The 25,219-nt window shown below is 28.0% G+C and carries 25 protein-coding genes and 1 pseudogene; 22 read left to right on the top strand and 4 right to left on the bottom strand.

What is annotated here, in order from left to right; translation table 11 throughout:
- Window positions 1-4: 4 nt before the first annotated feature.
- The 3 genes and pseudogenes from yvcK to JYG23_RS11620 all read left to right on the top strand — a co-directional run.
- Window positions 5-982 (top strand): uridine diphosphate-N-acetylglucosamine-binding protein YvcK, encoded by a 978-nt coding sequence (gene yvcK / locus JYG23_RS11610; RefSeq protein ID WP_207235832.1) that lies wholly within the window; start codon window positions 5-7, stop codon window positions 980-982.
- 21 nt (window positions 983-1,003) lie between these two features.
- Complete coding sequence (locus JYG23_RS11615; protein WP_207235833.1) at window positions 1,004-2,098, top strand: SpoIIE family protein phosphatase; 1,095 nt, start codon at window positions 1,004-1,006, stop codon at window positions 2,096-2,098.
- A 53-nt stretch (window positions 2,099-2,151) separates the two neighbouring features.
- Window positions 2,152-2,985, top strand: a pseudogene (locus JYG23_RS11620) (S1 RNA-binding domain-containing protein); the annotation flags it as partial.
- 327 nt (window positions 2,986-3,312) lie between these two features.
- Here JYG23_RS11620 and JYG23_RS11625 read toward each other — a convergent pair.
- Window positions 3,313-3,513, bottom strand: a complete 201-nt coding sequence (locus JYG23_RS11625) for a cold-shock protein (RefSeq protein ID WP_207235835.1) — start codon at window positions 3,511-3,513, stop codon at window positions 3,313-3,315.
- 204 nt (window positions 3,514-3,717) lie between these two features.
- Between JYG23_RS11625 and JYG23_RS11630 the strand changes: the two genes are divergently transcribed.
- The 7 genes from JYG23_RS11630 (at window position 3,718) to JYG23_RS11660 (ending at window position 11,481) form a co-directional block, all read left to right on the top strand.
- Window positions 3,718-4,743 carry an LCP family protein gene (locus JYG23_RS11630; RefSeq protein WP_207235836.1) on the top strand — a complete coding sequence of 342 codons (1,026 nt, stop codon included), beginning with the start codon at window positions 3,718-3,720 and terminating at the stop codon, window positions 4,741-4,743.
- Between the two features lie 76 nt (window positions 4,744-4,819).
- Window positions 4,820-5,788 carry an LCP family protein gene (locus JYG23_RS11635; RefSeq protein WP_207235837.1) on the top strand — a complete coding sequence of 323 codons (969 nt, stop codon included), beginning with the start codon at window positions 4,820-4,822 and terminating at the stop codon, window positions 5,786-5,788.
- Between the two features lie 71 nt (window positions 5,789-5,859).
- Entirely contained in the window at window positions 5,860-6,816 is a 957-nt protein-coding gene (locus JYG23_RS11640) for an LCP family protein (RefSeq protein WP_207235838.1), read from the top strand.
- Between the two features lie 317 nt (window positions 6,817-7,133).
- On the top strand, window positions 7,134-8,357 hold the full coding sequence (arcA, locus tag JYG23_RS11645; protein ID WP_207235839.1) for an arginine deiminase: 1,224 nt from the start codon (window positions 7,134-7,136) through the stop codon (window positions 8,355-8,357).
- Window positions 8,358-8,390: 33 nt separating this feature from the next.
- A complete protein-coding gene (gene argF / locus JYG23_RS11650; RefSeq protein ID WP_207235840.1) occupies window positions 8,391-9,377 on the top strand; it encodes an ornithine carbamoyltransferase in 987 nt (328 codons plus the stop codon).
- A gap of 75 nt (window positions 9,378-9,452) precedes the next feature.
- On the top strand, window positions 9,453-10,391 hold the full coding sequence (arcC, locus tag JYG23_RS11655; RefSeq protein ID WP_207235841.1) for a carbamate kinase: 939 nt from the start codon (window positions 9,453-9,455) through the stop codon (window positions 10,389-10,391).
- Between the two features lie 151 nt (window positions 10,392-10,542).
- Entirely contained in the window at window positions 10,543-11,481 is a 939-nt protein-coding gene (locus JYG23_RS11660) for a helix-turn-helix domain-containing protein (protein ID WP_207235842.1), read from the top strand.
- Here the strand turns inward: JYG23_RS11660 and JYG23_RS11665 are convergent.
- Window positions 11,475-11,690 (bottom strand): hypothetical protein, encoded by a 216-nt coding sequence (locus JYG23_RS11665; protein ID WP_207235843.1) that lies wholly within the window; start codon window positions 11,688-11,690, stop codon window positions 11,475-11,477. The genes JYG23_RS11660 and JYG23_RS11665 overlap by 7 nt on opposite strands.
- A 144-nt stretch (window positions 11,691-11,834) precedes the next feature.
- On the opposite strand from JYG23_RS11665, the gene JYG23_RS11670 reads away from it, so the two are divergent.
- Both JYG23_RS11670 and JYG23_RS11675 read left to right on the top strand, forming a co-directional pair.
- A complete protein-coding gene (locus tag JYG23_RS11670; RefSeq protein WP_207235844.1) occupies window positions 11,835-12,362 on the top strand; it encodes a hypothetical protein in 528 nt (175 codons plus the stop codon).
- Window positions 12,363-12,466: 104 nt separating this feature from the next.
- Window positions 12,467-12,901 carry a DUF188 domain-containing protein gene (locus tag JYG23_RS11675; protein WP_207235845.1) on the top strand — a complete coding sequence of 145 codons (435 nt, stop codon included), beginning with the start codon at window positions 12,467-12,469 and terminating at the stop codon, window positions 12,899-12,901.
- Window positions 12,902-12,935: 34 nt separating this feature from the next.
- Here the strand turns inward: JYG23_RS11675 and JYG23_RS11680 are convergent, their stop codons facing one another.
- On the bottom strand, window positions 12,936-14,054 hold the full coding sequence (locus tag JYG23_RS11680; protein ID WP_207235846.1) for a glycosyltransferase: 1,119 nt from the start codon (window positions 14,052-14,054) through the stop codon (window positions 12,936-12,938).
- A 331-nt stretch (window positions 14,055-14,385) separates the two neighbouring features.
- Here JYG23_RS11680 and JYG23_RS11685 point away from each other — a divergent pair, with 331 nt between their 5' ends.
- From JYG23_RS11685 to hypD, 3 genes are read left to right on the top strand one after another with little or no spacing between them, the layout of a single operon-like run.
- Entirely contained in the window at window positions 14,386-15,039 is a 654-nt protein-coding gene (locus tag JYG23_RS11685; protein WP_207235847.1) for a TMEM165/GDT1 family protein, read from the top strand.
- A 44-nt stretch (window positions 15,040-15,083) separates the two neighbouring features.
- Window positions 15,084-15,986 (top strand): trans-4-hydroxy-L-proline dehydratase activase, encoded by a 903-nt coding sequence (locus tag JYG23_RS11690; protein ID WP_207235848.1) that lies wholly within the window; start codon window positions 15,084-15,086, stop codon window positions 15,984-15,986.
- Window positions 15,986-18,370, top strand: a complete 2,385-nt coding sequence (gene hypD / locus JYG23_RS11695) for a trans-4-hydroxy-L-proline dehydratase (protein WP_207235849.1) — start codon at window positions 15,986-15,988, stop codon at window positions 18,368-18,370. The genes JYG23_RS11690 and hypD overlap by 1 nt, the downstream gene beginning before the upstream one ends.
- A 55-nt stretch (window positions 18,371-18,425) precedes the next feature.
- On the opposite strand, the gene JYG23_RS11700 is transcribed toward hypD, so the two are convergent.
- Window positions 18,426-19,754, bottom strand: a complete 1,329-nt coding sequence (locus tag JYG23_RS11700) for a helix-turn-helix transcriptional regulator (RefSeq protein WP_207235850.1) — start codon at window positions 19,752-19,754, stop codon at window positions 18,426-18,428.
- Window positions 19,755-19,921: 167 nt separating this feature from the next.
- Here JYG23_RS11700 and JYG23_RS11705 point away from each other — a divergent pair, with 167 nt between their 5' ends.
- The 7 genes from JYG23_RS11705 (at window position 19,922) to JYG23_RS11735 (ending at window position 25,181) form a co-directional block, all read left to right on the top strand.
- On the top strand, window positions 19,922-20,077 hold the full coding sequence (locus JYG23_RS11705) for a hypothetical protein (protein WP_207235851.1): 156 nt from the start codon (window positions 19,922-19,924) through the stop codon (window positions 20,075-20,077).
- An 82-nt stretch (window positions 20,078-20,159) separates the two neighbouring features.
- Window positions 20,160-21,428 carry a pitrilysin family protein gene (locus tag JYG23_RS11710; protein ID WP_207235852.1) on the top strand — a complete coding sequence of 423 codons (1,269 nt, stop codon included), beginning with the start codon at window positions 20,160-20,162 and terminating at the stop codon, window positions 21,426-21,428.
- Between the two features lie 17 nt (window positions 21,429-21,445).
- Window positions 21,446-22,015, top strand: a complete 570-nt coding sequence (locus JYG23_RS11715) for a hypothetical protein (protein WP_207235853.1) — start codon at window positions 21,446-21,448, stop codon at window positions 22,013-22,015.
- A 22-nt stretch (window positions 22,016-22,037) separates the two neighbouring features.
- Entirely contained in the window at window positions 22,038-22,193 is a 156-nt protein-coding gene (locus JYG23_RS11720) for a hypothetical protein (protein WP_207235854.1), read from the top strand.
- Window positions 22,194-22,273: 80 nt separating this feature from the next.
- Window positions 22,274-22,486 (top strand): hypothetical protein, encoded by a 213-nt coding sequence (locus JYG23_RS11725; RefSeq protein WP_207235855.1) that lies wholly within the window; start codon window positions 22,274-22,276, stop codon window positions 22,484-22,486.
- Between the two features lie 112 nt (window positions 22,487-22,598).
- On the top strand, window positions 22,599-23,882 hold the full coding sequence (locus tag JYG23_RS11730; RefSeq protein WP_207235856.1) for a radical SAM/SPASM domain-containing protein: 1,284 nt from the start codon (window positions 22,599-22,601) through the stop codon (window positions 23,880-23,882).
- A 36-nt stretch (window positions 23,883-23,918) separates the two neighbouring features.
- Window positions 23,919-25,181: an MFS transporter gene (locus JYG23_RS11735; RefSeq protein ID WP_207235857.1), complete on the top strand. Its 1,263-nt coding sequence runs from the start codon at window positions 23,919-23,921 to the stop codon at window positions 25,179-25,181.
- Window positions 25,182-25,219 lie beyond the last annotated feature (38 nt).

Here is a 25,219-nt window from a genome sequence, read left to right on the forward strand (position 1 = left end):
ATATATGAAAATAATGGTGTTTGGCGGTGGAACAGGGTTATCTGTACTTTTGAGAGGTTTAAAAAAATATACCAAGGATATAACTGCAGTAGTTACAGTTGCTGATAATGGCGGAGGTTCAGGTATATTAAGGGAAGATTTAGGAATGCTGCCTCCTGGTGATATGAGAAACTGTATTACTGCTCTTGCAGATGTAGAACCGTCTATGCTAAAATTATTACAACATAGATTTAAAGATGGGTATTTACAGGGGCAAAGCTTTGGGAATCTATTGATTGCAGCTATGTACGAGATATTTGGCGACTACGAGCATGCTTTAAAAGAAATAGGAAGTATATTTAGACTTTCAGGTAAAGTTTTACCTATGACATTGACAGATACTCATTTAAAGGGTCAACTTGAAAATGGGGTTGTCATTTTTGGAGAAAAGGAAATACCTATATATTCAAAAAACTTGCAAAGCCAAATAGATAGAATTTATCTAGTTCCAAGCCATTGCGAACCGTTGGAAGAAACGATTAGTGATATAGAAAAAGCAGATATTGTAATACTTGGACCTGGTAGTCTTTACACAAGTGTTATACCAAACTTAATGATAAATAACATTTCTCAAAAAATATATAACTCTAAGTGTAAAACTTTTTATATTTGCAATTTGATGACTCAGCCAGGAGAGACGGATTCTTTTAATGTTGTTGACCATGTTAAGGCTATACAAAAACATACAGGAATAAATATCATAGATTTTGTAATTGCAAATGACCAAGTGCTATGTGAGAGTATTATGAAAAAGTATAATCAACAGGGTTCTGCACAAGTTTTAATAGACGGTAACCAAATAAAGAAACTAGAGGATAAAAATATAAAGGTTATTTCAAGTGATTTTGTTGATATAAAAAAGGACTATGTAAGACATAATTCATATAAAATTGGAGGATTAATTGAAAAGTATGTTTTAAAAAAAGGACATTTTAAGCTTTAAGATTAACTATGGAGGTGTAGCATGAAACAGTATTTAGATGATATAATTAATAATCATATATACATGCTTGATGAAATGATGGACTGGGTGCGAATAGTAGATAAGAGCGGAGACGTATTGTATGCTAACAAAAAGATGTGCAGTGATTTTAATCGAGATCTTAGGGGAGAAAAGTGCTATAATCTTTTAGATAGGAAGGCTAAGTGTGGTGAGTGTATTTCTAACTATACCATTAGAACTGGGGAGGCCAATGAAAAAGAAATAAAGTTAAGTGATAAAACTTATAATGTTACATCATCACCATTTACTGGTGATAATGGTGAAGTTTTAGCTGCTGTTGAAGTGTTTAGGGATATAACATATGCTAAGCGATTAACAGAGGAGTTAAATTATAAAAACAAAGTTATGACAAATGATATTAATTTTGCAAAGAATATGCAAAAGAGAATGTTGCCACCAAAGGAAATATATAATGGACTTAAGATAGACCATCTATACGAACCCTCAGATATGTTAAGTGGAGATATGTTTGATGCATTTAAAATCAACGATGAAAAAACTGGATTGTATATTTGTGATGTTGTTGGACATGGTGTTTCTGCCTCACTACTGACTATGTTTGTTAGACAGTCGGTTAGAACATTAATTAGAAATCAACATGATATTGTTAAAATGATGAAAGAACTTCATAAAATGTTCCTTTCTCTAAACTTAGATTCTGATAAGTACTTTTCTATATTTTTTGGGATATATGATAAAAATAAAAGAGAATTCAGCTATATCAATGCTGGACATAATACAAAACCAATATTATATTCAAATAGAGGCATTACTTTTTTAGAATCAAAGGGTTATCCTATTTGCAATTTATTTGAAGATGTTGAGTATGATGTATCAACTATAAAATTACAAATTAATGACAAATTACTATTCTATACTGATGGTATAATTGAAGCAAAAAATAATAACTCAGAAGAATTTGGAGAAGATAGAATAATAGATATAATTAAGGATAGTAAAAATATTCTAATAGATATATATTATTCTGTTAAAAAATTTAGTGTAGGAAGCCTAAAAGACGATTGTGCCTTGATGATAGTTGAGGTTGTAGATTAATAAGATTATTAGGTTAATATAAATAAGATAAACATTTAAAAGCGAGGAAAATAATGATTAAACTTGGAGAGATGCAAACACTTGTGGTTGCAAAAGAAGTAGACTTTGGAGTGTACTTAAGAGAAAATGCGGATGATAGAAAAGAAGATGATGTGTTATTGCCTATAAAGCAAGTCCCAGAAGGTACAAAGCAAGGCGATAAAATAGAAGTATTTGTTTACAGAGATTCAAATGATAGAATTATTGCAACTACAAGAAGGCCTAAACTTGTTATAGGAGAAATTGGATATTTGAAAGTAGTTGAAATATCTAAAATAGGAGCATTTTTAAACTGGGGATTGGAAAAAGATTTGTTCTTGCCATATAAGGAACAAATTAGCGAGTTAAGAACAAATGGAGAATATATGGTTGGCATTTACATAGATAAATCCAACAGATTATGTGCAACTATGAATTTATACAATGTTTTAAAAACAGATTCACCATACAAAGTAAATGATAAAGTAACTGGAACTGTTTTTAGTCTAAGAAGAGGTCTGGGAGCAATGATAGCCGTTGATGGCAAATACTTAGGTATGATACACGAAAAAGAATTGTTAAAACCATTGCATGCTGGCGAAGAAGTTGAAGTTAGAGTCAACCAAGTAAAAGAAGATGGTAAACTTGGCTTGAGTTTAAGAGATGCACCAAGACTTCAAATTGACAAAGATGGAGAAAAAATATATAGCAAGTTAATTAAAAACAAGGGTTCATTGGCATTTAATGACAATAGCAATCCGGAAGAAATTAGAAATACATTTAATATGAGTAAAAGTTCATTTAAAAAAGCTATTGGTAATTTGATGAAAAGAAAACTTATAGTTATAACTAGAAATGGTATTGAACTTGCTAATGAAAAAAATACTAAAAGTAATAATGATTTTAAAAAATCATCAGGAAGATATAATAAATCAAACAACAATTATAAGAAGTCAAACAACAGATATGATAAGCCAAAAGATGGTTATAAAAAAACAAATGATAGATACGATAAATCAAAAGATGGTTATAATGATTTTGGAAAAAATAAGAAGACTTATAGGAATCGAAAAAGCGGTAAATAAATAAGGCAAAACAAAAAGGAGTGTATAAAATATACCTCCTTTTATTGTTCTTTGAAATACCTTAATTAATATAGATTATTATATATTAAATTGGTAAAAAATTATTCAAAACTAAGCAAGAGTTACATTGCTAGCTTGAGGTCCTTTTTGACCATCAATGATATCAAAGTTTACTTTTTGTCCTTCTTCTAATGTTTTGAATCCGTCAGAAGTGATAGCTGAAAAATGTACGAATACGTCATTTCCATCATCACAAGAGATAAAACCAAAACCTTTTTTAGAATCAAACCATTTAACTGTACCTGTTTTCATTAAAAATCCTCCAAATATAAAAATATAAGTATATTATAATCCTAAGTTTCTAAAATAGCAATATGTTTTCTTAAAAAAAGGAAATGATTACGTTTTTATATTAAATATTTGGATAATATATATAGTAAAAATATTAAAAAACTATTCTAAAAATAAAAGAAAAATGTTATAATATAATTGTAACTTAATTACAAAGGTGATAATATGAGACGATTTTTTAAGGTTTATTTTTCGACTATGGTATTATACGTATGTATAGCTGTAATCTTTATAGTTGGATTTTTAATTGTTAATAGAGATATAATTGTATTTCCAACATTTAAGCAAGTAGTAGATAATTTTACAGAAGAGGATAATAACAATTTATCTGCTTTGGAAAAAGCTATGAAGAAAAGCTCTATAATGAATATTTTAGTAGTGGGAAAAGAAAATGTGCGTACAGATACTATAATGGTTGTTAGCTATGATAAGAAATTAAAAAAAGCTAATGTACTTTCTGTTCCTAGAGATACTTATTATGTGAGAGAAGGGTATGATAATAGGCAACAGAAAAAAATAAATGCTATATATCAAGATGAAGGAATAGTTGGGTTGAAAAGTGCAGTAGAAAGTATAACAAAATTGCCAATACAAAAATATGTTTCTGTAGATTATAATGCGGTTATAAAGGTAGTAGATATACTTGAAGGGATAGAAGTTGATGTTCCGTTTAATATGGTATATACTGATCCAATGGATACACCACCATTAGAAATTAATATTTCTCAAGGACTACAGGTTCTAGATGGTGAAAATGCTTTAAAATTTTTAAGATTCAGACAGAATACAGATGGCACAGGTTATCCTAATGGAGATATTGGAAGAATAAAAACTCAGCAGGAGTTTATAAAAACAGCGATTCGAAAAACGTTAAGTTTTAAATTGCCAGCAGTAATAAACGAATCATTTAAATACATAGACACAGATTTTACATTGACAGAAATTTTAACATTAGCTACGGGACTAGGCGGATTTAAAACGGATAGTTTACAAACAAATATTATAGATTATTATACTAAAACAATGGATGGTTTATCATATGTAGTTCCAAATGAAGATGGTATAAATAATTATCTTTATACATTGTATGGAGTTCAAGAAGAAGATAATACCGGTTTTATTCAAATAATTAATGATACAGATAGCAATAGTGATATTGAAGTAAATAATGGAAATGGTCAAAATAATTAATAAAATGTTTGAAAATGCTACTCGTTAATGATATAATCTAACGTGTTTTAAAAATGAAAGGTGGATATAATGAATAATGCGTTTTTTAAAAGTTTTTTTAACAACATTTCTTATATCGTGTGTAGTATTAGGAATAGGTTTATTTTCATATTTTAAATTTTTCAATCCTTTGGATAATATAATAGATAATGGACAAAATTCGAATATTAGTGATAAAGAGATTGACAACGATCCAAATCTTACACCTCTAGAAAAAGCAATACTTAAGAGTAAAAGGATAAATGTCTTGATAGTTGGCTTAGAGCATGTAAGGACAGACACTATAATGGTAGCTAGTTATGATAGAGAAAATAAGAAGGCAGATATTATTTCTGTACCTAGAGATACATTTTATGAAAGAGAAGGATATACAAATCCAGCAAGTAAAAAGATAAATGCAGTTTATCAAAGTGAAAATATTGATGGTTTAATTGATGCAGTTGAAAATTTATTGGGAATTCCAATACACAAATATGTTACAGTTGATTATCAAGCCGTAGTAAAAGGTGTAGATTCCTTAGGGGGAGTTGAAGTAAATGTACCATTCAAGATGGTTTATAGCGATCCTTATGATACACCTCCATTATATATTAATATACCGGCAGGTTTGCAATTGTTAGACGGAGAGAACTCTTTAAAGTTTCTTAGATATAGGCATGGTTATAAACAAGGTGATATAGGAAGAATAAAAGCTCAACAAGAATTTGTAAAACAAACAGTAAAAAAATTAATAAGTTTTAAATTGCCAACATTTATACGAGAAGTTTATCCTTATGTAAAAACTAATTTCTCAATTTCTGAATTAATTGCATTAGGTGGAGATGCTATTGGATTTACAATGGATGGATTAAATACTAATTTATTGCCAGGTGTAGGAAAGTATATAGGGAATGTTTCTTATTATATACCTAACTATGAAGAAGCATTAAATCTAACGTATAAATTGTATGGTTTGATTGATGATGAACCTGAAGTGGAAAATTTAAATAATGAAGATGACAATTAATGAAAGTACGGTTATAGTTATATAACCGTTTTTATTTATCTAATCAAAGAAAAAGAAAGGTGAAAAAACATATGATAGGGCATTTTTTTAAAGTTTTTTTTATTACATTTTTTATTGCATTGTTAACTCTTGGCGGCATTATTTATGGATATATTAAAATCTCTAATCCCATTGACGATGTAATTTCAAACACTAAAAATCCAATTAATTTGACGACAGATAGTAATGCTAAAATAGACGAAGAAAAGTTGACGCCGTTTAAAGAAGCTATAAAAAATAGTAAAAGGTTAAATGTTTTAGTAGTAGGTTTTGAACATAATCGAACAGATGCAATAATGGTTGTAAGCTTTGATAGGAAGACTGAGAAAGCTAATATTATAGCAGTTCCTAGAGATACATATTATAAAAGAGATGGATACAAAGATATAGGTTCGCAAAAAATTAATGCAATATACCAGTCAGAAAGTATAGATGGATTAATTGATGCAGTAGAAGAAATTATGTCAATACCAATACATAGATATGTTACAGTAGATTATGACGCTGTAAAAAAATGTGTGGATATTTTGGGCGGAGTAGAAGTAAATATACCATTTGAAATGAGTTACCATGATGAATATGACACATCTCCTTTATCAATAGAATTTCAACCGGGTAAACAGTTATTAAATGGACAAAAAGCATTAGAGTTCTTAAGATTCAGAAAAAATGATGATGGTAGCAGGTCTATAGGAGACATTGGGAGAATAAAATTACAACAAGAGTTTATCAAAAATGCTATTAAGAAAACTATTAGCTATAAGTTAGGTTCAATTTTAGAGGAGATGTATAAGCATATAGATACTAATTTTTCTTTTACAGAGTTAATAGATTTAACGGGTGACTTGGTACAGTTTTCAACAGATGATTTAAAGTGTGAATTATTGCCAGGTGAAGTTACATCAATTCAAAATCTATCGTTTGTTAAGCCAAATTATGAAAAAATTCTAAAAATGGTGTACGAGTTGTATGGCTTAACAGATAATTAATAAGTGATTTATTCAAAAAAATCAATTATTACAATGAGGTAATAACTTTATAAATATTCAAAACATTTGCATACAAAATATTTTAGAGAGAAAGTGAATTTAAAAGATATTTTCGTTGTGATAATAATTGTAAAACAAACGAATTTGAGGTGTAAAAGCGCAGGAAAATGTTTTCATAAAGTAGATAATTAATGAAAACATTCTGTATATTTATTAATGCATAATTATAATACATAAGTATAAATATTAATTACTATTGACTTAGCATTAATGAAATGTTAAACTTAAATAAATTATAAAAGGATATGGTGGTAATTATGAATAATGATGCTATTCAGATTTATTCTGAAATTGGAAAATTAAAAAAGGTTTTACTACATAGGCCTGGTTACGAACTGGAAAATTTAATGCCAGATTATCTAGAAAGATTATTGTTTGATGACATACCATACTTGAAGGTTGCACAGGAAGAGCATGATGCTTTTGCTGATATTCTTAGGAAGAATGGCTCGGAAGTAGTCTATTTGGAAGATTTAGTAACTGAAGCAATCACAGATAATGATGTAAAAAATAATTTTATAAGTGAATATATCATTGAAGCGGGCATAAAAGAAACTAGAAAAACAGAAGTATTGACAGATTTTTTCAAATCATATGAAAATAAGGATATGGTTATGAAAATGATAGCTGGAGTTAGAAAAAGTGAAATAAAAGGTTATGAAAAAAGAAATTTAGTAGATTTTTTAGATGACGATTATCCATTTCTAATTGATCCAATGCCAAACTTATATTTTACAAGAGATAATTTCTCTACTGTAGGTCGTGGCGTTTCTTTACATAAGATGCATACAGTGACTCGTGGAAGAGAGACATTGTTTGGAAAATATGTTTTCAAATATCATAAAGAGTACAATAAAACACCTCTATGGTATGATAGAACTGAAGATTTTTCAGTTGAAGGTGGAGATGTTCTTATTTTAAATGAAGATACTGTAGCAATAGGTATTTCTCAAAGAACTCAACCAAGTGCAATAGAAAAATATGCAAAGAATTTATTAGGAAATGACAGCTTTAATAAAATATTAGCAATAGATATACCAAAACATAGAGCTTTTATGCATTTAGACACAGTATTTACAATGGTTGATTATGATAAATTTACTATACATCCAAATATCAAAAAAAATATGAACTTATTTGCTATAACAAAGAAAGATAATGGCGAATTATCAATAGAAGAAGAGCATGGTTCAGTAGATGAAATACTAAAAAGACATTTGAATTTGGACAAGGTGTCACTTATAACTTGTGGTGGTGGAAATGTTATAGATGCAGCTAGAGAACAATGGAATGATGGTTCAAATACTCTTGCAATATCACCTGGAAATGTGGTAGTATATGCAAGAAATTATGTTTCAAATAAAGTATTAGAAGAAAGTGGAATAAAAGTACATGTTATGCCAAGCGCCGAATTATCAAGAGGACGTGGAGGTCCAAGATGTATGAGTATGCCACTAGTAAGAGAACCATTAAAAAAATAACAATATTATTAAAATTTTAGGAGGATATTTATAATGGCAGTTAATTTAAAAGGAAGAAGTTTTTTAACATTGATGGATTTTTCTCCATTAGAAATTAGATACATGTTAGATTTAGCACATGATTTAAAAGCTAAAAAAAGAGCAGGTATTAAAGGTAACGTGCTTGAAGGTAAAAATATTGTTTTATTATTTGAAAAAACTTCAACTAGAACAAGATGTGCTTTTGAGGTTGGAGCTATGGAAGAAGGAGCAAATGTTACTTTCTTAGATTCAGGAAGCTCACAAGTTGGTAAAAAAGAATCAATAGAAGATACAGCAAAAGTATTAGGAAGATTTTATGATGGTATTGAGTATAGAGGATACAGTCAAAAAGTTGTTGAAGATTTATCTAAATATTCAGGAGTACCAGTATTCAACGGTTTAACTGATGTTGATCACCCAACTCAAATTCTTGCTGATATGTTAACAATAGAAGAACACGTAGCAAAACCTTTAAATAAAGTTAAAGTTGTATTTGCAGGCGATATAAGAAACAACATGTCATATGCTTGGATGTATGGATGTGCAAAAATGGGAATGCACTTTGTAGCATTTGGACCGAAAGAATTGGAAGTTGATAAAGAAGTATTAAGAAGAGCTAATGAAGTAGCAAAAGAAACAGGTGCTATCATAGAAGTAGCACATGATATTGAAGCTGTTAAAGGCGCTGATGTTATTTACACAGACGTTTGGGCATCAATGGGAGAAGAAGCACAAATACCAGAAAGAGTAAAATTATTAACTCCTTATAAAGTAACTATGGATTTATTAAAAGCTACTGGTAACCCAGATATTAAATTTTTACACTGCTTACCATCATTCTACAATTTTGAAACTAAAATGGCAAAAGAATGGCATGAAAAAGGAATAGACATAAGAGAAGTAACTGACGAAGTATTTAGAAGCAGATATTCAGTAGTATTTGATGAAGCAGAAAATAGAATGCATACTATAAAAGCAGTAATGGTTGCAACTATATAACAAGTAAAATAAAAAAACAAAAAACTTGGGAATAGCTTGTAAAAGCTATTCCTTTTTTAAAGGAGAAAATATAATATGGCACAAAAAGTAGTAGTGGCTCTAGGCGGAAATGCGTTAGAAGATAAAAGTTTACCATCAACAGCAGAATCTCAATTAATTGTTGTTAAAAGAACTAGCGAAAAATTAGCTGAGATTAGCTTAAAAGGATATGAAATTGCAATTGTTCACGGAAATGGACCTCAAGTGGGAAGAATTTTGTTGTCGTCTGAAACAGCAAAAGATGTAACACCTTCAATGCCTTTTGATGTATGTGGTGCAATGAGCCAAGGATATATAGGATATCATATACAACAAGCTTTAAAGCAAACATTGAGACAGCAAGGTAGAGAAGTACCAGTTGTTTCAGTTGTTACTCAAGTAGTAGTAGATGAAAATGATAGGGCTTTCAAAAATCCTACAAAACCAATAGGACCATTTTATTCAGAACAAGAAGCAAAAATATTGCAAGGTGAAAAAGGATATACAGTTAAAGAAGATGCTGGAAGAGGTTGGAGAAGAGTAGTTCCATCACCAATGCCTATTAAAATAGTTGAACTTGATACAGTTAAAAAACTATGGGATTCTACAATCGTTGTAACTTGTGGTGGTGGTGGAATACCAGTAGTTGAAAGAGCAGACGGTTCGCTAGAAGGTGTTGCAGCAGTTATAGATAAAGACTTAGCATCTGAAAGATTAGCTGAAGATATGAATGCTGATGTATTGTTAATATTAACTGAAGTTGAACAAGTAGCTATAAACTTTAATAAGCCAAATCAGCAAAATTTATCATCACTTTCTATAGAAGAATCAAAAAAATATATTGAAGAAGGACATTTTGCGCCTGGAAGTATGTTACCAAAAATCCAAGCAGCTTTAAAATTTGCTGAATCAAAACCAGGAAGAAAAGCAATCATTACTTCATTGTATAAAGCAGTTGATGCACTAGAAGGAAAAAGCGGTACAGTAATTCAATAAGTAAATATAAAGGCCTCAAATGTAAATTTGAGGTTTTATTATAAATTGTTATAAAATATTTCTAAAAAAGTAAAATCATGAAACCGATAAAATTGACACAAAATGGTTAAACGTGATATAATTTCAATAAATATATTACTGGAGGTAGGATATGTCTGTTTTTTCAATTGGTGAAGTATTAAGGAAACATAGAGTTGAATTAGGGATAAGTCAAGAAGATTTATGTACTGGAATATGTTCTGTTCCTACGCTTTCTAGAATAGAAAATGGAGTTCGTGTTCCAAGTAAATCACACTTTGATGCATTGATGCAACGTATGGGACAAAGTGGTGAAATGTATGATGCTTATATTGGTACGCAGGATTTTGAAATACATGAAACAAAATTTAAAATAAGATCGGCAATAATTGCTTGTAATTATGAATTAGCCAGTGAATTGCTTATAAAGCTTAAAAAATTGAATAATGAAAATGATAATAATGATAATATATCAAAACAGTTTATCATGTATATAGAAGTAATATTGAAAGCAAAAGGTGTATATGATAAATATTCACTCAAAGTGTTGGAAGATGCAATTAGATTAACTATGCCGTCATATGGTAAAACCAAAATCTATGAACGTTTATTAACTTTTGATGAAATAACTATTTTAAATAATATAGGAAATGCATATGGATTAATTGGAAAAACAAAAAAAAGCATTAAAACTTTATATGAATTAAAAAAGTTTATGGATAAAAAATATATAAATTCAGAAGAAAAGGTAAGAACATATCCTATGGTTTTATATAACTTATCAAAATGGCTAGGGTTGGACAATAGATTCGAAGAATGTATAGAAATTTGTGATATTGGTATTGTAATAGCTGCAGAGAGTAGTAAAATGCAATTATTAAGCAAACTTCTCTATAACAAAGCATGGTGTATGATGAAAATGCAGGATTTAACCTTGCAGGAAGACTGTCGCAAATTGCTGTTGCAAGCTTATTATATTGCAACAGCAACTGGACAAAATAGTACTGCCTTAACAATTAAAAAATTTGGACTTGAAAATTGTTTATTTTTAAAAGAGGAGTACTTTTATTGATCAACTTCTTGAGGAGGTAAATTACAGTCTGGGCTGATAACAGGACTGCCAATAGATGCTATGCTCTGATCAACTTCTTGAGGAGGTAAATTACAAGCTTCCGCACAAACGAATGACAACATCAATAGTGTGAAAGTAATTAATAATACTTTGAATTTTTTCATTACATATCCTTCTTTCTTTTTTTTTTTGCGTTCTTTATTGTACATAAACAATAACACATTTTTAGTTATATGAACATGACGTTTTTGGAAAATTTTTTTTAAAATAATTTTTCCAAAAACGTCATGGCTTTTTTAGTAATTTTAAGTTATTTTATAATTATACGGGTTAGAAAAAAGGAGGTGTAAATTATGTTTTATAAAATATGTGACAATTATAATTTAATTGAAAAATTGAAAACTTTTTTTATAAACTCCAATAGTAAAAATAATATATTTCTTATTAGAGCAAATTTGTTGCAAAACAACATAATAAAACTGTTAGAAACTACTTGTCTGAATAATTATGTCTCTTTTTTAAATAATCAAGATATTAAAATAAATCAAGAAGTTATAAAATTAAATCTAAAAGATTTTTCAGAAAACAATAATATTTTTACTTTAGTTCATGTATATAAAAACATGGTAAATAGCAAAACATATAACATTCCCTTAGTGGATTTCGCCTTTATGTATAAGATTATGAAAATTGGGAAAACTGTGGGATACAAAATGCCATTTATAATAATTGTAATAGATTCCAATACTATTAAAGTAGAGGTTTATTATAAAAAAAGTATATATAAAGATATAGAAATAATAAAAAATACAGAAGTTGCAGAAAATATGGTTGCTGAAAACAATGAAAATACTTATATACTGAAGGATATAGATTTTTGATATAAAATGGAGTATATCCTATATTTTGTTTTTATAATCACTATTGACTTATATACTCATAATATATAATATATGTATTATATTAAAATAAGTGGGTAAATAATATGAGAATAATAATTGATGGTGATGCATGTCCCCAAAGTGTAAAAAAAATATGTGAAAAAAATGCAAAAAAATATGATTTGAATTTAAAAATAGTTGTAGATATGGAGCATGCAATAGAAAGTGAATACGAGGTAATAATTGTTGAAAAGGGCAGAGATGCTGTAGATTTTAGAATAGTTCAATTATTTCTAAAAAACGACATATTAGTAACTCAAGATTATGGTTTGGCTAGTATTGTATTACCTAAGGCAAAAGGCATTGCCCATACTGCAGGATTTGAAATAGATTCAAGTAATATAGATACATTACTTCAATCAAGATATATAGGACAAAGAATAAGAAAGACTGGTGGAAGGACAAAAGGTCCATCAAAAAGAACTAAAATTCAGGATGCAAAATTTGAAAAAGTATTGGTAAAAATTATAACTTCATAAAAGTTTTAAATAAAATTCTCAGTAATAGAGAATTTTATTTATTAGTTGCATTTGCATTTACACTGCACATCACGTCTTCAACAATTGTCTCAGATGATGCTTTATTGTAAATTTTTTTCATGTTATTTTGCATTGCTAATGCAACACTTTGATTTTCTACAATATATCTTGTATGTTCAAGCAATTCTTCTGTATTGTTAGCTATAAAAGCAGTACCCTTGCTTTCAAAGTATAATGCGTTTTCTTTTTCTTGACCTGGTACAGGCTTAAATAATATTAGAGGTAATTGAACTGCCAATGCTTCACTAAGTGTTATACCACCAGATTTTGTAATCATACATGTTGATATTTTATATAATTCGTGTATTTGTTCAGTAAAACCAAATACTTTTAAATTATCGTATTCCAGTATATCTAATTCATCCTTCAATTCTTTGTTATTACCACAAACAACAGCAATTTCTATATTTTTATTTGAACATAATTGTGTGCAAATTTTCGATATGTCTTTCAAGACACCAAAAGCACCAGCACTTATAAGTACAATTTTTTTTGTATGATCAAAACCATATTTATCATATATTAAGGTAGTATTTTCATACTCTTCAAATGATTCTCTAATTGGTATTCCTGTTACAACAGCTTTTTCAATAGGAATATTCATTTTTTCAAGCTCTTTTTTTACTTCCTCAGTTGCAATGTAAAATTTATCAATTTCTTCACTTATCCATAGTTTATGAACATAAAAATCTGTAACTATTGTAAATATGGGTATATCAATATTTAAGTTGCTTTTAATTTTATCTGTAGCTAAAATTGGGAAAGTATTAATTATTAAATTTGGCTTTATATTATTTACGATTTCCTTTAATTGTTTATAACCAAAAGATTTATAAACATCCATTATTTTTTTCCCAACAAGTTTTTCTACTCCATAAAACATAAACGAATAAGCATAACCATAGTTGTAACTTTTTAAGTAGGCTTTTTTAATTTTTTTAGTTATAAAAGGATGTGCTTCTGTAAATAAATCTATAATAAAGACATTTTGGTACCCTTTATTCATAAAAGCATTTTTCAATGCTGTTGCGACCATTTTGTGTCCATTGCCAAAAGGAGCTGTTGTTATTAATATATTTATATTTTTATCCAAAATATATACCTCCATAAATCGAATTAATAATTTCTATAATATTGGGTATTATATTTCTACAGGTAAGAATAATGTAATATAAATTTCGGATTTAAAATTATTCTTATACCTATAAAAATGAGCGCTCATAATATTAATTTAATTATAAAGTATATGTAACAAGCATATTATATTATTATGTACAATGTTTTTTCGAAAATTCAAAACTATTGTACAGTTGTACATATACTTTTTTTATGTGTATATTTATAAGCACACTATATTATAATACATGAAAGTGAAATAAGAAAGTAAGAAAATATTAAAATATTATTAAAATTAAGGAGAAGTAATGATACAAGATTTTATTAAAGCATTTATTCTAGTATTTATAGCTGAATTTGGTGATAAATCACAAATACTTGCAATGGCTTTTGCTACTAGGTATAAAGCAAAACAGGTAATCTTGGGTATTTTTATAGGTGTTTTTACAAATCATTGTCTTGCAGTCCTAATAGGAATATACATAGCAACTATTTTTCCAGTTAAGTATTTACAGCTAATATCGGGTGCTTTATTTTTATGTTTTGGGTTTATTACATTGAGAAAAGGGAAAAGTGTAAGTGGTAAAAAAAAGATTATAAATATAGGTGTTATATTTACAATATCACTTGCTTTTTTTATTGGGGAGTTGGGTGATAAAACTCAATTAACTGCAATGACACTTGCCATAGAAAGTGAATATCCAATAATTATTTTGACAGGAACTGTCAGTGCGATGATATTTGTAGCTTGTATAGGAATATTTATCGTAAAGAAACTAAAACTTAATATTTCGAATACATTTGTAAAGATTATATCAGGTTTTGTTTTCATTAGTTTTGGATTAAGCAAATTTTACTTATATTTGCGTAAATTCAGCGTAAATAGTCTAATAATAGCAAGTTTCTTGGTTGTTATTCTATTTATCTCTATGTATTTTACGAGTAAACTGATTGAAGAATAATAAGTTTATGATATAATGTATGTAAAAACGTGTGTGGAGTAAATATGAATAAAGCATTGATATTTAACATTCAAAAATTTTCATTACATGATGGTCAGGGTATTAGAACAACCATATTTTTTAAAGGATGTCCACTTAATTGTAAATGGTGTCATAATCCTGAGGGAATAAATATTGCTAAGGAAATAATGCATGATAATGCGAAATGTACACTTTGCAGGGTATGTATTGACAATTGTCCATCAAATGCAATTAGTATACAAAATAATAATATTTTAACAGATAATTTACTATGTAAATATTGTGGTAAGTGTGTATTTAATTGTGTATACAATGTAAGAGAAATTGTTGGCAAAGAATATACGGTTGAAGAGGTTTTAAAAGAAGTACTAAAGGATAAGGTGTTTTATGAAGAGTCTGGTGGTGGGGTCACGCTATCAGGTGGTGAACCTGTTATGCAGATTGATTTTGTTGAAGAGTTATTGAAAAAATTGAAAGAAAATAATATTCATACAGCAGTAGATACCAGTGGAGCAATGACATTTGATTGCTATGAACGAATATATAAATATACAGATGTTTTTCTGTATGATTTAAAGATTATGGATGATGAAAAGCATAAGATTTTTGTAGGAACTACAAACAAGGTTATACTAGAAAATTTAAAAAAATTATCTAAAATACATAAACATATTATTATTAGAATGCCAATAATAAATAATATAAACGCGAACTTTGAGCATATATCAACTACTATAAAATATTTAAAAGATTTAAATATTGAAGAAGTTAACCTATTGCCTTATCATGATATTTCAAGACATAAATACAGACAGCTTAACATTAACTATGATGAATGCAATATGTCGGTACCATCTGACAATACGATGGACAAGTTTAAAGAAATGTTTCAAAAGAGTGGATTGAACGTAAAAATAGGTGGATAATGAAAGGAGTACTTATGAGAGGTAGCACACAAAGAACAAGAAATCTAAGAGAAATTAGTTTATCAACACCACATACTCTTAGTATGGAGAGAGCTTTATTAGAAACTAAAGTTTATGAAGATTACTTTGGTAAGGTTGAAATACCAGTATTAAGAGCTTTGAACTTCAAATATTTAATGGAAAACAGAAAACTTTACATAGGTGAAGGTGAATTAATAGTAGGAGAGAAAACAGAAAGACCGCAGGCAGCACCAACATTTCCCGAACTTTGCTGTCACACAATGGACGATTTGCGTGTGCTTGACGAAAGAAAATACATAAATTTTAAAGTTTCAAATGAAGATAAAAAGATACATCAAGAAAGTATTATACCATACTGGAAGGGTAAAGCAACTAGAGATAAAATAATTGAGAGCATGTCACAGGAATGGAAAGATTGTTACAGTGCGGGTATGTTCACAGAATTTATGGAGCAAAGGGCACCTGGACACACAGTTGCAGATGACAAATTTTATAAAAAAGGGTTTATAGATTTAAAAAAAGAAATAGAAGAAGAAATAGATAAACTAGACTTTCTACATGATAAAGATGCATATAGTAAAAAAGCACAATTAGAAGGAATGGCAATTTCTTGCGATGCAATCATGATTTATGGAAAAAGATATGCAGAGTATGCAAGACAGCTTGCTAAAGAAGAAAAAAATTCAACAAGAAAAGAAGAGTTACTGTGGATTGCAGGTAACTGTGATGTAGTACCAGCGCACAAGCCTGAAACATTTGCGCAGGCAATACAAATGTATTGGTTTGTACATATTGGTGTAACAACCGAATTAAACACATGGGATGCTTTTTCTCCAGGTAGATTTGATCAATACTTATATCCATTCTATAAAAACGAAGTGGAAAAACGATTAATTACAAGAGAACAAGGTGTTGAGCTGTTAGAATGCTTATGGATTAAGTTTAACAATCAACCAGCTCCTCCTAAAGTTGGAATTACAATGAAGGAAAGTGCTACATATACTGATTTTTCAAATTTGAATACAGGTGGAATAAACCCTGAAACTGGAGAAAATGGTGTAAATGATGTATCATATATGATTTTAGATGTAATGGATGAAATGAAGCTTGTACAACCAAGCTCAAATGTTCAAATAAGCGAGAAATCTCCTAATGAATTTTTGAAAAGAGCATGTGCAATATCTCGTAAGGGTTGGGGGCAACCAGCTTTTTACAATACAGAGGAATTAATAAATGAGTTATTGAATGCAGGCAAAGATTTAGTAGATGCTAGATATGGTGGCTCAAGCGGATGTGTTGAAACAGGAGCGCATGGAAGAGAAGCATACATATTAACTGGATATTTTAATTTACCTAAAGTTTTGGAAATTACATTAAACAATGGTTTTGATAAATATACCAATAAACAAATAGGTTTAAAAACGGGTAATCCAAATGATTTTAAATCTTATAATGGTTTATGGAATGCTTTTATAAAACAAATGCAGTATTTTATAGATGTTAAGATGAAGGGTAATAACATTATTGAAAAAATATTTGCTACACATATGCCTTCAACTTTTATGTCTGTTTTGACAACAGGATGCAAAGAAAGTGGTAAGGACTATAATTCTGGTGGTTCTAAGTATAATACTAGATATATTCAAATAGTGGGAATTGGAACTATAACTGATAGTTTAGCTTCTATAAAGAAAAATATATATGATGATAAAATATTTAGCATGAAAGAGTTAATAAATGCTCTTAACAACAATTTTGAAACGCAAGAGTTTGTGAAAAATATTGTGATTAATAGAACACCTAAATATGGTAATGATGATGAATATGCTGATGAAATAATGGTACAGACATTTAATTCAGTCAATAAACATATCACAGGTAAACCTACTATGTGTGGAGGAACATATCACATTGATATGCTTCCAACTACTTGTCATATATATTTTGGTTCAATGACTGGTGCTTTGCCAAATGGTAGATTATCAGGCAAACCATTAACAGATGGTATTTCACCAGAAAAAGGTGCTGATATTAATGGTCCAACTGCAGTTATCAAATCTGCATCAAAAATGGATCATTCTAAAACTGGTGGAACATTGTTGAATCAAAAATTTACGCCTTCTTCTATTGTTGGAGAAATAGGATTAAATAATATGGCAGCACTTATAAGGTCATATTTTAAGTTGGGAGGACACCATATCCAATTTAATGTTATAGATAAAAAAACTCTTTTGGAAGCACAAAAAAATCCTGATGAATACAAGGATTTAATAGTTAGAGTAGCTGGTTATAGTGACCATTTCAATAATCTTGAAAAAGCATTACAGGATGAAATAATTGAGAGAACAGAACAATCATTTTAAAATTGTAGTTAACTTTAAAAATATTTTTAACAAATATGTAAAATCCCATCGAAAATTATTTTGATGGGATTTTTGATATAATAAAAGTAGTTATATCATTAACGGCATTTACGTCTTTTATATTACTATAATGGTTAATAAAAATAAATAATAAATCACTATTGTAAGGTAGAATTTCTGTTGAAATTAACTCTAATAACTGATTTTTGAGTGAGTTGATTTCATTTTCATTATTTTCTAAAATATATATATTTAGAAGATTATGAAAGCAATTTTTTATAATATTTATTTTATTGCATCTAATACTCTGAAAAAGTGATTTGTTAAGATAAAACTTACTTTTATCATATTCTTTTAGAAAATAGAATGCTTCTCCAATATCATTGTAAAATTCACAAATATATTTATTGCTATCTGTTTTTAAATAATTCTCTAAATATAATATTGCTATTTCTAAATTCTTTATTAGGCCTTTTGTATCATTTAATTTTTTGTAAATATCTAAAATATTTACAAGCGTAAGCAATTTGATTTCTATATTATCTTTTGCTAAAAATAAAGTTTGTTTATGAATTTGCAATGCCTTTTTATATGATTTGAGTTCACAATAGCAGTTTGCTTTTAAAATCATTACATTAGTTTTTCTAGTTATATTTGAATTTAAAATATCTATGAATTTATTTTCAATGCAATAAATATTTTCTAAACACTTATCGTAGTTTTTCAACTGCTTAAAAGCTATTACATCATTATAATAAATTTTGTAGTTTTGCTCTAATGGCATGGATGGCATGTATATTCTAGCTAGATTGCTAAATTCTAAACTTTCTTTCATCTTATTAATTTTTGCACTGCAATAATTAATACTAATAATTAAGTTTACTAGATTAATATTGTTAAGCATTTCAGTAAAATTTTCAAAAGACATTAAATAATAAGAGTATGCCATATAATAATCATTGCTTTTCTTGTAGTAATCTCCAAGCTTTTTATATATGGTTGATTTAAACTTTTTATAGTTGTATTTATTTAAAATACATATTACTTTAGATAAATAATTTTGAAAATTTTCTTCTGAAATTTTTTTTGGATTTGCATCTATTAAGGTTATAAAATTATTTGCGATTCTTTCAACTTGTGTATTGACACTTTCAAGTAAATAATCTAATGATACATCACATTCAATAGATTTTTCTTTACATACTTTTCTAATGTTTTTAATTATTTTTTTTGCTGTGCTTTCTATAAGATTAGCTTTATTGGTTTCAATCATTGATATCATATTTCTAGATATATCATTTCTGCTAATTTCATATTGTTTTATACCATATTTTTTTCTTATTTTTTTTAATTTGTCTCCAGAGGTCATTACTTCTATATTCATAAATTATCTCCCTTGAAATTCTATAAAATGACAAAATTTTACTTACTAAATAAATATTCGAAAAAAGGTAAATGAAAAGTATTGACATTTAATTTTATTTAATTTAACATATATAATATAACAAACTTACATATAAATGTAAATAAAAATATAAGGAGATGTAGTTTATGATAAAATTTAAAAAAGTTATTGTAATTTTAATGTGTATGGTAATATTGACTGCTAATAGCAAAATAGCAAATATACTAGATAATAATTCAAATGATTTAATACAGACAGAGAGTACTGATCCTGATGGTGAAGATGAATATATAAATAATTAAGTAAGTACAATCAGTTGACACTTAGTGTAGATTAAGCTACTATTTAGCAAACTAATTCTTAAAAATACAAGTAGGTGAAAATATGTATGATATATTAAACGTTTACTTGGAAAATGGATTAAGAGTAGTAATGCATAAAATTCCCTATTCTAAAACAGTTGCTTGTGGCGTTTGGGTCAAACAGGGCAGCAAGCACGAAGACGACCAGACAAATGGACTATCTCATCTAGTAGAACATTTGATAATAAATGTAAACAATCATAATAATCCAGAATTCCAAAAATTAATAAGAGAATTAAATGATGAAGGAGTAGTACATAATGCGGGTACTACTAAAGAAAATACTAATTTTTATTTTACAGGTTTAAATAAAAACCTAGAAAAATGTATTGCTACATTAGCTGAGATGGTAATGCATAATAAAAATTTTTCAGAAGAATTATTAGAAAATGAAAAGAAAGTTGTTGCACAAGAAACTATATCGTTTTACTCTTCGTTTAACCAGATAAGGGAAAGAACGAGTCAAGCACTTTATGGAAATATGGACGTAGGAAGAACTATAGTAGGAGTTATAGATAACATTAAACAGGCTAATAGTGATCAATTAAATTATATTATGAAAAATAGCTATACACCTGAAAATTCTACTATAGTTATAATTGGAGGAATTGAATATGATGCAGTCTTGCGTATAGTCGAAAAATATTTTTCTTCATGGGATGATGAATACACTCGTGACTATAGTGAAGTTGTTGATAGTGAGCCTGGTATATTTTTTAATGAAATAGCAGGTGGTCAAAGTTCAGTAATTTCAGTAGGATTTAGAACAGGTGCTTTTAACAGTAAAGATAGAAAAAAAATTGATATAATATCTAAAATTATAGGTGAGCCAGGTTTTGAATCTAGACTTGTAAAGGAAATTAGGACAAAAAGAGGTCTTGCATATAATTTGGGAGCATTTACAAACAGCTACGAACATAGAGGTGCATTAGGTTTTACAGTTGTATGTGCTCATGACTTAGTATATGAAGTTGTTTCAATAATATCTGATGAAATTATTAATATAAAGCAAAACGGTTTTAATGATGAAGAAATAGACAGAGCAAAAAAAATATTAGAGACTAGGACAATGCTGGATTTAGATAATATTCTTTCTCAATTAAAGTTTTTGGGTAGATGTACATCTTATAACCATTTATTTTCTTTAGAGCAAGAAGTTAGAAACATAAAAAAAATAAATAAAGAAGACCTAAATAATTTAGCAAATGAAATATTTCTAAATGAAAAAATGGGGTTTGCTGGTATAGGTAATTTTAGTATAGATAAATCAATTGAACTGTTAAAAATTTAGGTAAAGGAGGTTTAAAAATGCCTGATATTCCTTGTATATATAAAATGGATTTAGTGGATGAAAAAGATGTTTTAAAAGAAGATTTGTTAAAAGGAAAAGCCTTTGATATACTACTTTCTTTACTAGCTGGTTCTAAATCTATAAAAGATATTTCGAAAGAGCTTAATGTACCAAGTTTTTCTGTACAGTTATATATCAAAAGGTTAATTGATGCTAAATTAGTTAAAGTTAAGAATTCAAAAGTAGTTGAGGGGAAAATAGAAAAATGCTATGAACTTGTATCAACAGATATTCAAATAATAAATTATTTGAAAGAAAGCAATGCAATTATAGATGATAAAAAAGACATAGAACTTTTAGCTTTGCAATTCTCATCATTGACTAAAGATGTAATAAAGAATATAAATAAATTTCAAGATAAACCTCATAAGATAAAAGCTTACTTTATCAAGGCAGATGAGGAAAAAATAGCTGAATTTAAAAAAGAGTTGGATGCATTATTTGAAAAATATCAATCTTTAGAGGATTTGAGTGTTGATGACACATATGGATTTATTAGTGTCTTGGCACCATATAAAATAGAATAATATTAGGAAGGGGGGGATAATATTGAACGATAAAAATAAGAAAAATGAAAAGAGACTTGAAGAACAAGATAAAAGCCTAAAAATAGAGGTAACTGAAGAATCATTTAATGTAACTGATGAGGATGAGCGACCGGGAATAGGTTGGGAAATAACAGGTAATGGAAGTAGTGGTGGCTAATATATTTTCAAAATTATTTCTTATAAAATTCTACATATTTATTATGTGTGAATTATATTAATTTTTAGGAGGAGTTAGTTATGGGAAACGAAAAGAAATTGGTTGCATTAGAGAAAAAAATGTATTGCGTTGAAGATGGAAAGCTTGTTATTACATCTGATGAATTGGCAAAAGCAATACAGGAAGAGAATTTGGATTTATTTGTGGATGAAGAATTTGCAGCAAGTAATGGATCAGCATTGCAATGCTGTACTTCACAATTAGAACCAATAGGAGACAGCAGAACAAACTAATATCCAAGCAAATATCAGGAATGCATATTCCTGATATTTGTATTAGTAATACAATACTAAATATAAAATTATAGCACTAGTAATTATTATAAAAATTAAGGAGAAATTTACTATGAAAATATCTAATTATAATTTAAAAGTAAACTTTGATAATCATATTATAATTTTTAACAAGTTATCGAAAAAATATGTTATATATTCAAGTGATAAGGAAGAGCTAGTAACTAATATTATAACTAATATTAGTAGCAGTAACTTTGAAATTGAAAATGCAAATATTTTATTAAAGTTAGGAAAAGCTGGAATAATTATTGGTGATAAGGAAGATGAAACTAATAAGTTATCATACTTAATTAATAAAACTAAATATCAGGATCGAAAGTTGTTATTAGTTATTTCTCCAACTATGGATTGTAATTTTAGATGTCCATATTGTATAGAAGAACATAAAAATACATATATGAGTGAAGAAACTGAAGATAACATAATTAAATTCGTAGAAAAGATGAGTAAACTAATTGGTTGTGTACAAGTTTCATGGTTTGGTGGAGAGCCAACAATTGCTTTAAAAACAATTAATAAAATAAATAGAAAATTAAAAGAAATTTGTAATGCTAATGGCTGTGAATATACAATTACAATAACAACAAATGGATTTCTATTGTCCGATAATGTTTTAGATGAATTAAATAAATATAACATAAAAAGATTGCAAATTACCGTTGATGGTGATGAAGAGCACCACGATAAAAAAAGAATATTAGCAAATGGTTCTGGTACATACAAAACTATTTTAAGCAATATAATAAATGCACTAGATAAAAATATCAATATTGTATTGCGAATAAATATTGATGAGGACAATAAGGATTCTGTTTATGCATTACTGGATGCTATTCCATATGAAAAAAGAAAAAAAGTTATGGTTCATATATCTAACTTGTTTCAAACAGTAGAACCAATAAAGCTATTTGAAATGTATAAAATGGCAATAGATAAAGGTTACATATTTAAATATTTTCATAAACAATTACAATTTTGTGAAGCTGGTTTTATAAATTCGTTTACAATTCAGCCAAATGGTGAAATAGGACCGTGTCAGATTGGATATGATTCAAATATAAAGTTCGGTGAAATTACAAAAAATGGAAACATTAATGTAACCAATAAAAGTGATTACTATAATTTTCGACAATCAAGTCCTCTAGATGATGATGAATGTTTAGAATGTGATGATTTACCATTATGCTTGGGAGGATGTCCGGTATCCAGATTTAAGGGAAATAAGAAATGTGCTAAAAAAGATAAATTAGGTATAACAATTAGTGAGTTGCTTAAATTAGAAATATATTCAAATATGAAAAATAATTTAATTGATAAAGAGTGTATATTATAATTAAAAACCATATGATTTTTTACAGAGGAGTGCAAAATGAAAATTGTTTTATTAAAGGATAAAGATTTTCTGCTTTTAATGTTAGGAAAATTAGTTTCATTAATAGGAAGTGATATGCAAAGTTTTGCTTTGTCTCTATATGTACTCAAAATCACAGGTTCGGCAACTAAATTTGCTTCCGTCCTATCAATTACAATTATTCCTAAGCTAATATTAGGTCCAATAGCGGGAGTGTTTACAGATTGGCTAGATCGTAAGAAGATTATTGTATGCTTTGATTTTTTAAATGGAGTAATTATAGGTATATATGCGATATTATTTAATTTCACTGGAGAATTAACTATGACTAGTATATATTTTTTAGTATTTATATTATCGTTAACATCTGTAGTATTTCAACCTGCGATATCAACTGTTATTCCTAGTATAGTTAAAAAGGATCACTTGATAGATGCAAATGGTATTAATTCTATTGTAATGAGTATTGGATCTTTAGTTGCTCCAATGATAGCGGGAATTCTAATGGGTATGAATGGCATGTTAATTATTTTTTGGGTAAATTCAATTAGTTTTATGTTATCAGCAACAAGTGAAGTATTTATTCGCATTCCTAATTATAATAAAATGCCTAATAAAATAAGCTTTAAGGCTTTTAAAAGAGATTTTGTAGAGGGAATACGGTATATTAAAAATACTAAAATAATTGTGGTATTTATTTCAATTGTAATAATTGTTAATTTTGCATTTAATCCTTTGTTTAATATAGGAATAGTGTTTATATGCAAAGAGGTTCTAAAAATAAGTGACTTTCAATATGGAGTTATGCAGACAGTTCTTGTTGTTTCTATGTTTATAGCTCCAATATTGTGTGGCTATATTTCTAAGAAGATTTCTATTGGGAAAATAGTGTTCTATAATATATTTTTTATTTGCATTTTAAGTTTATTTATAGCCATTATTTCTACAGAAAGTTTTAGAAGTATGTTTTGTAGTAATATGGTTCCTTTTATATTGATTTTGTCAATATGCTTTGTAGTAGGTGTTATTCTTGGAATCATAAATATATCAGTAGGAGTGGTAGTACAGAAAAATGTTTCTTTAGATAAGCTTGGAAGAGTTAATACTGTTATGACTACGGGTACTATGAGTATAATTCCTATGGGTATGATGTTTTTTGGTTTTTTATATGATACTATACCGGTGTGGTTGTGTGTAACAATCTCAGCTATAATAATGTTTGCTGGTATAATAACGTTTAAAAATACATTATTTGAAACTGAAAAAGAGTATGTTAAATAAACAGTATTCTAAGTAAAGTATAAAATATTATACTAGTT

Origin of the sequence: Sedimentibacter sp. zth1 (assembly GCF_017352195.1) — a bacterium.
In the GTDB taxonomy this organism is placed as follows: domain Bacteria; phylum Bacillota; class Clostridia; order Tissierellales; family Sedimentibacteraceae; genus UBA1535.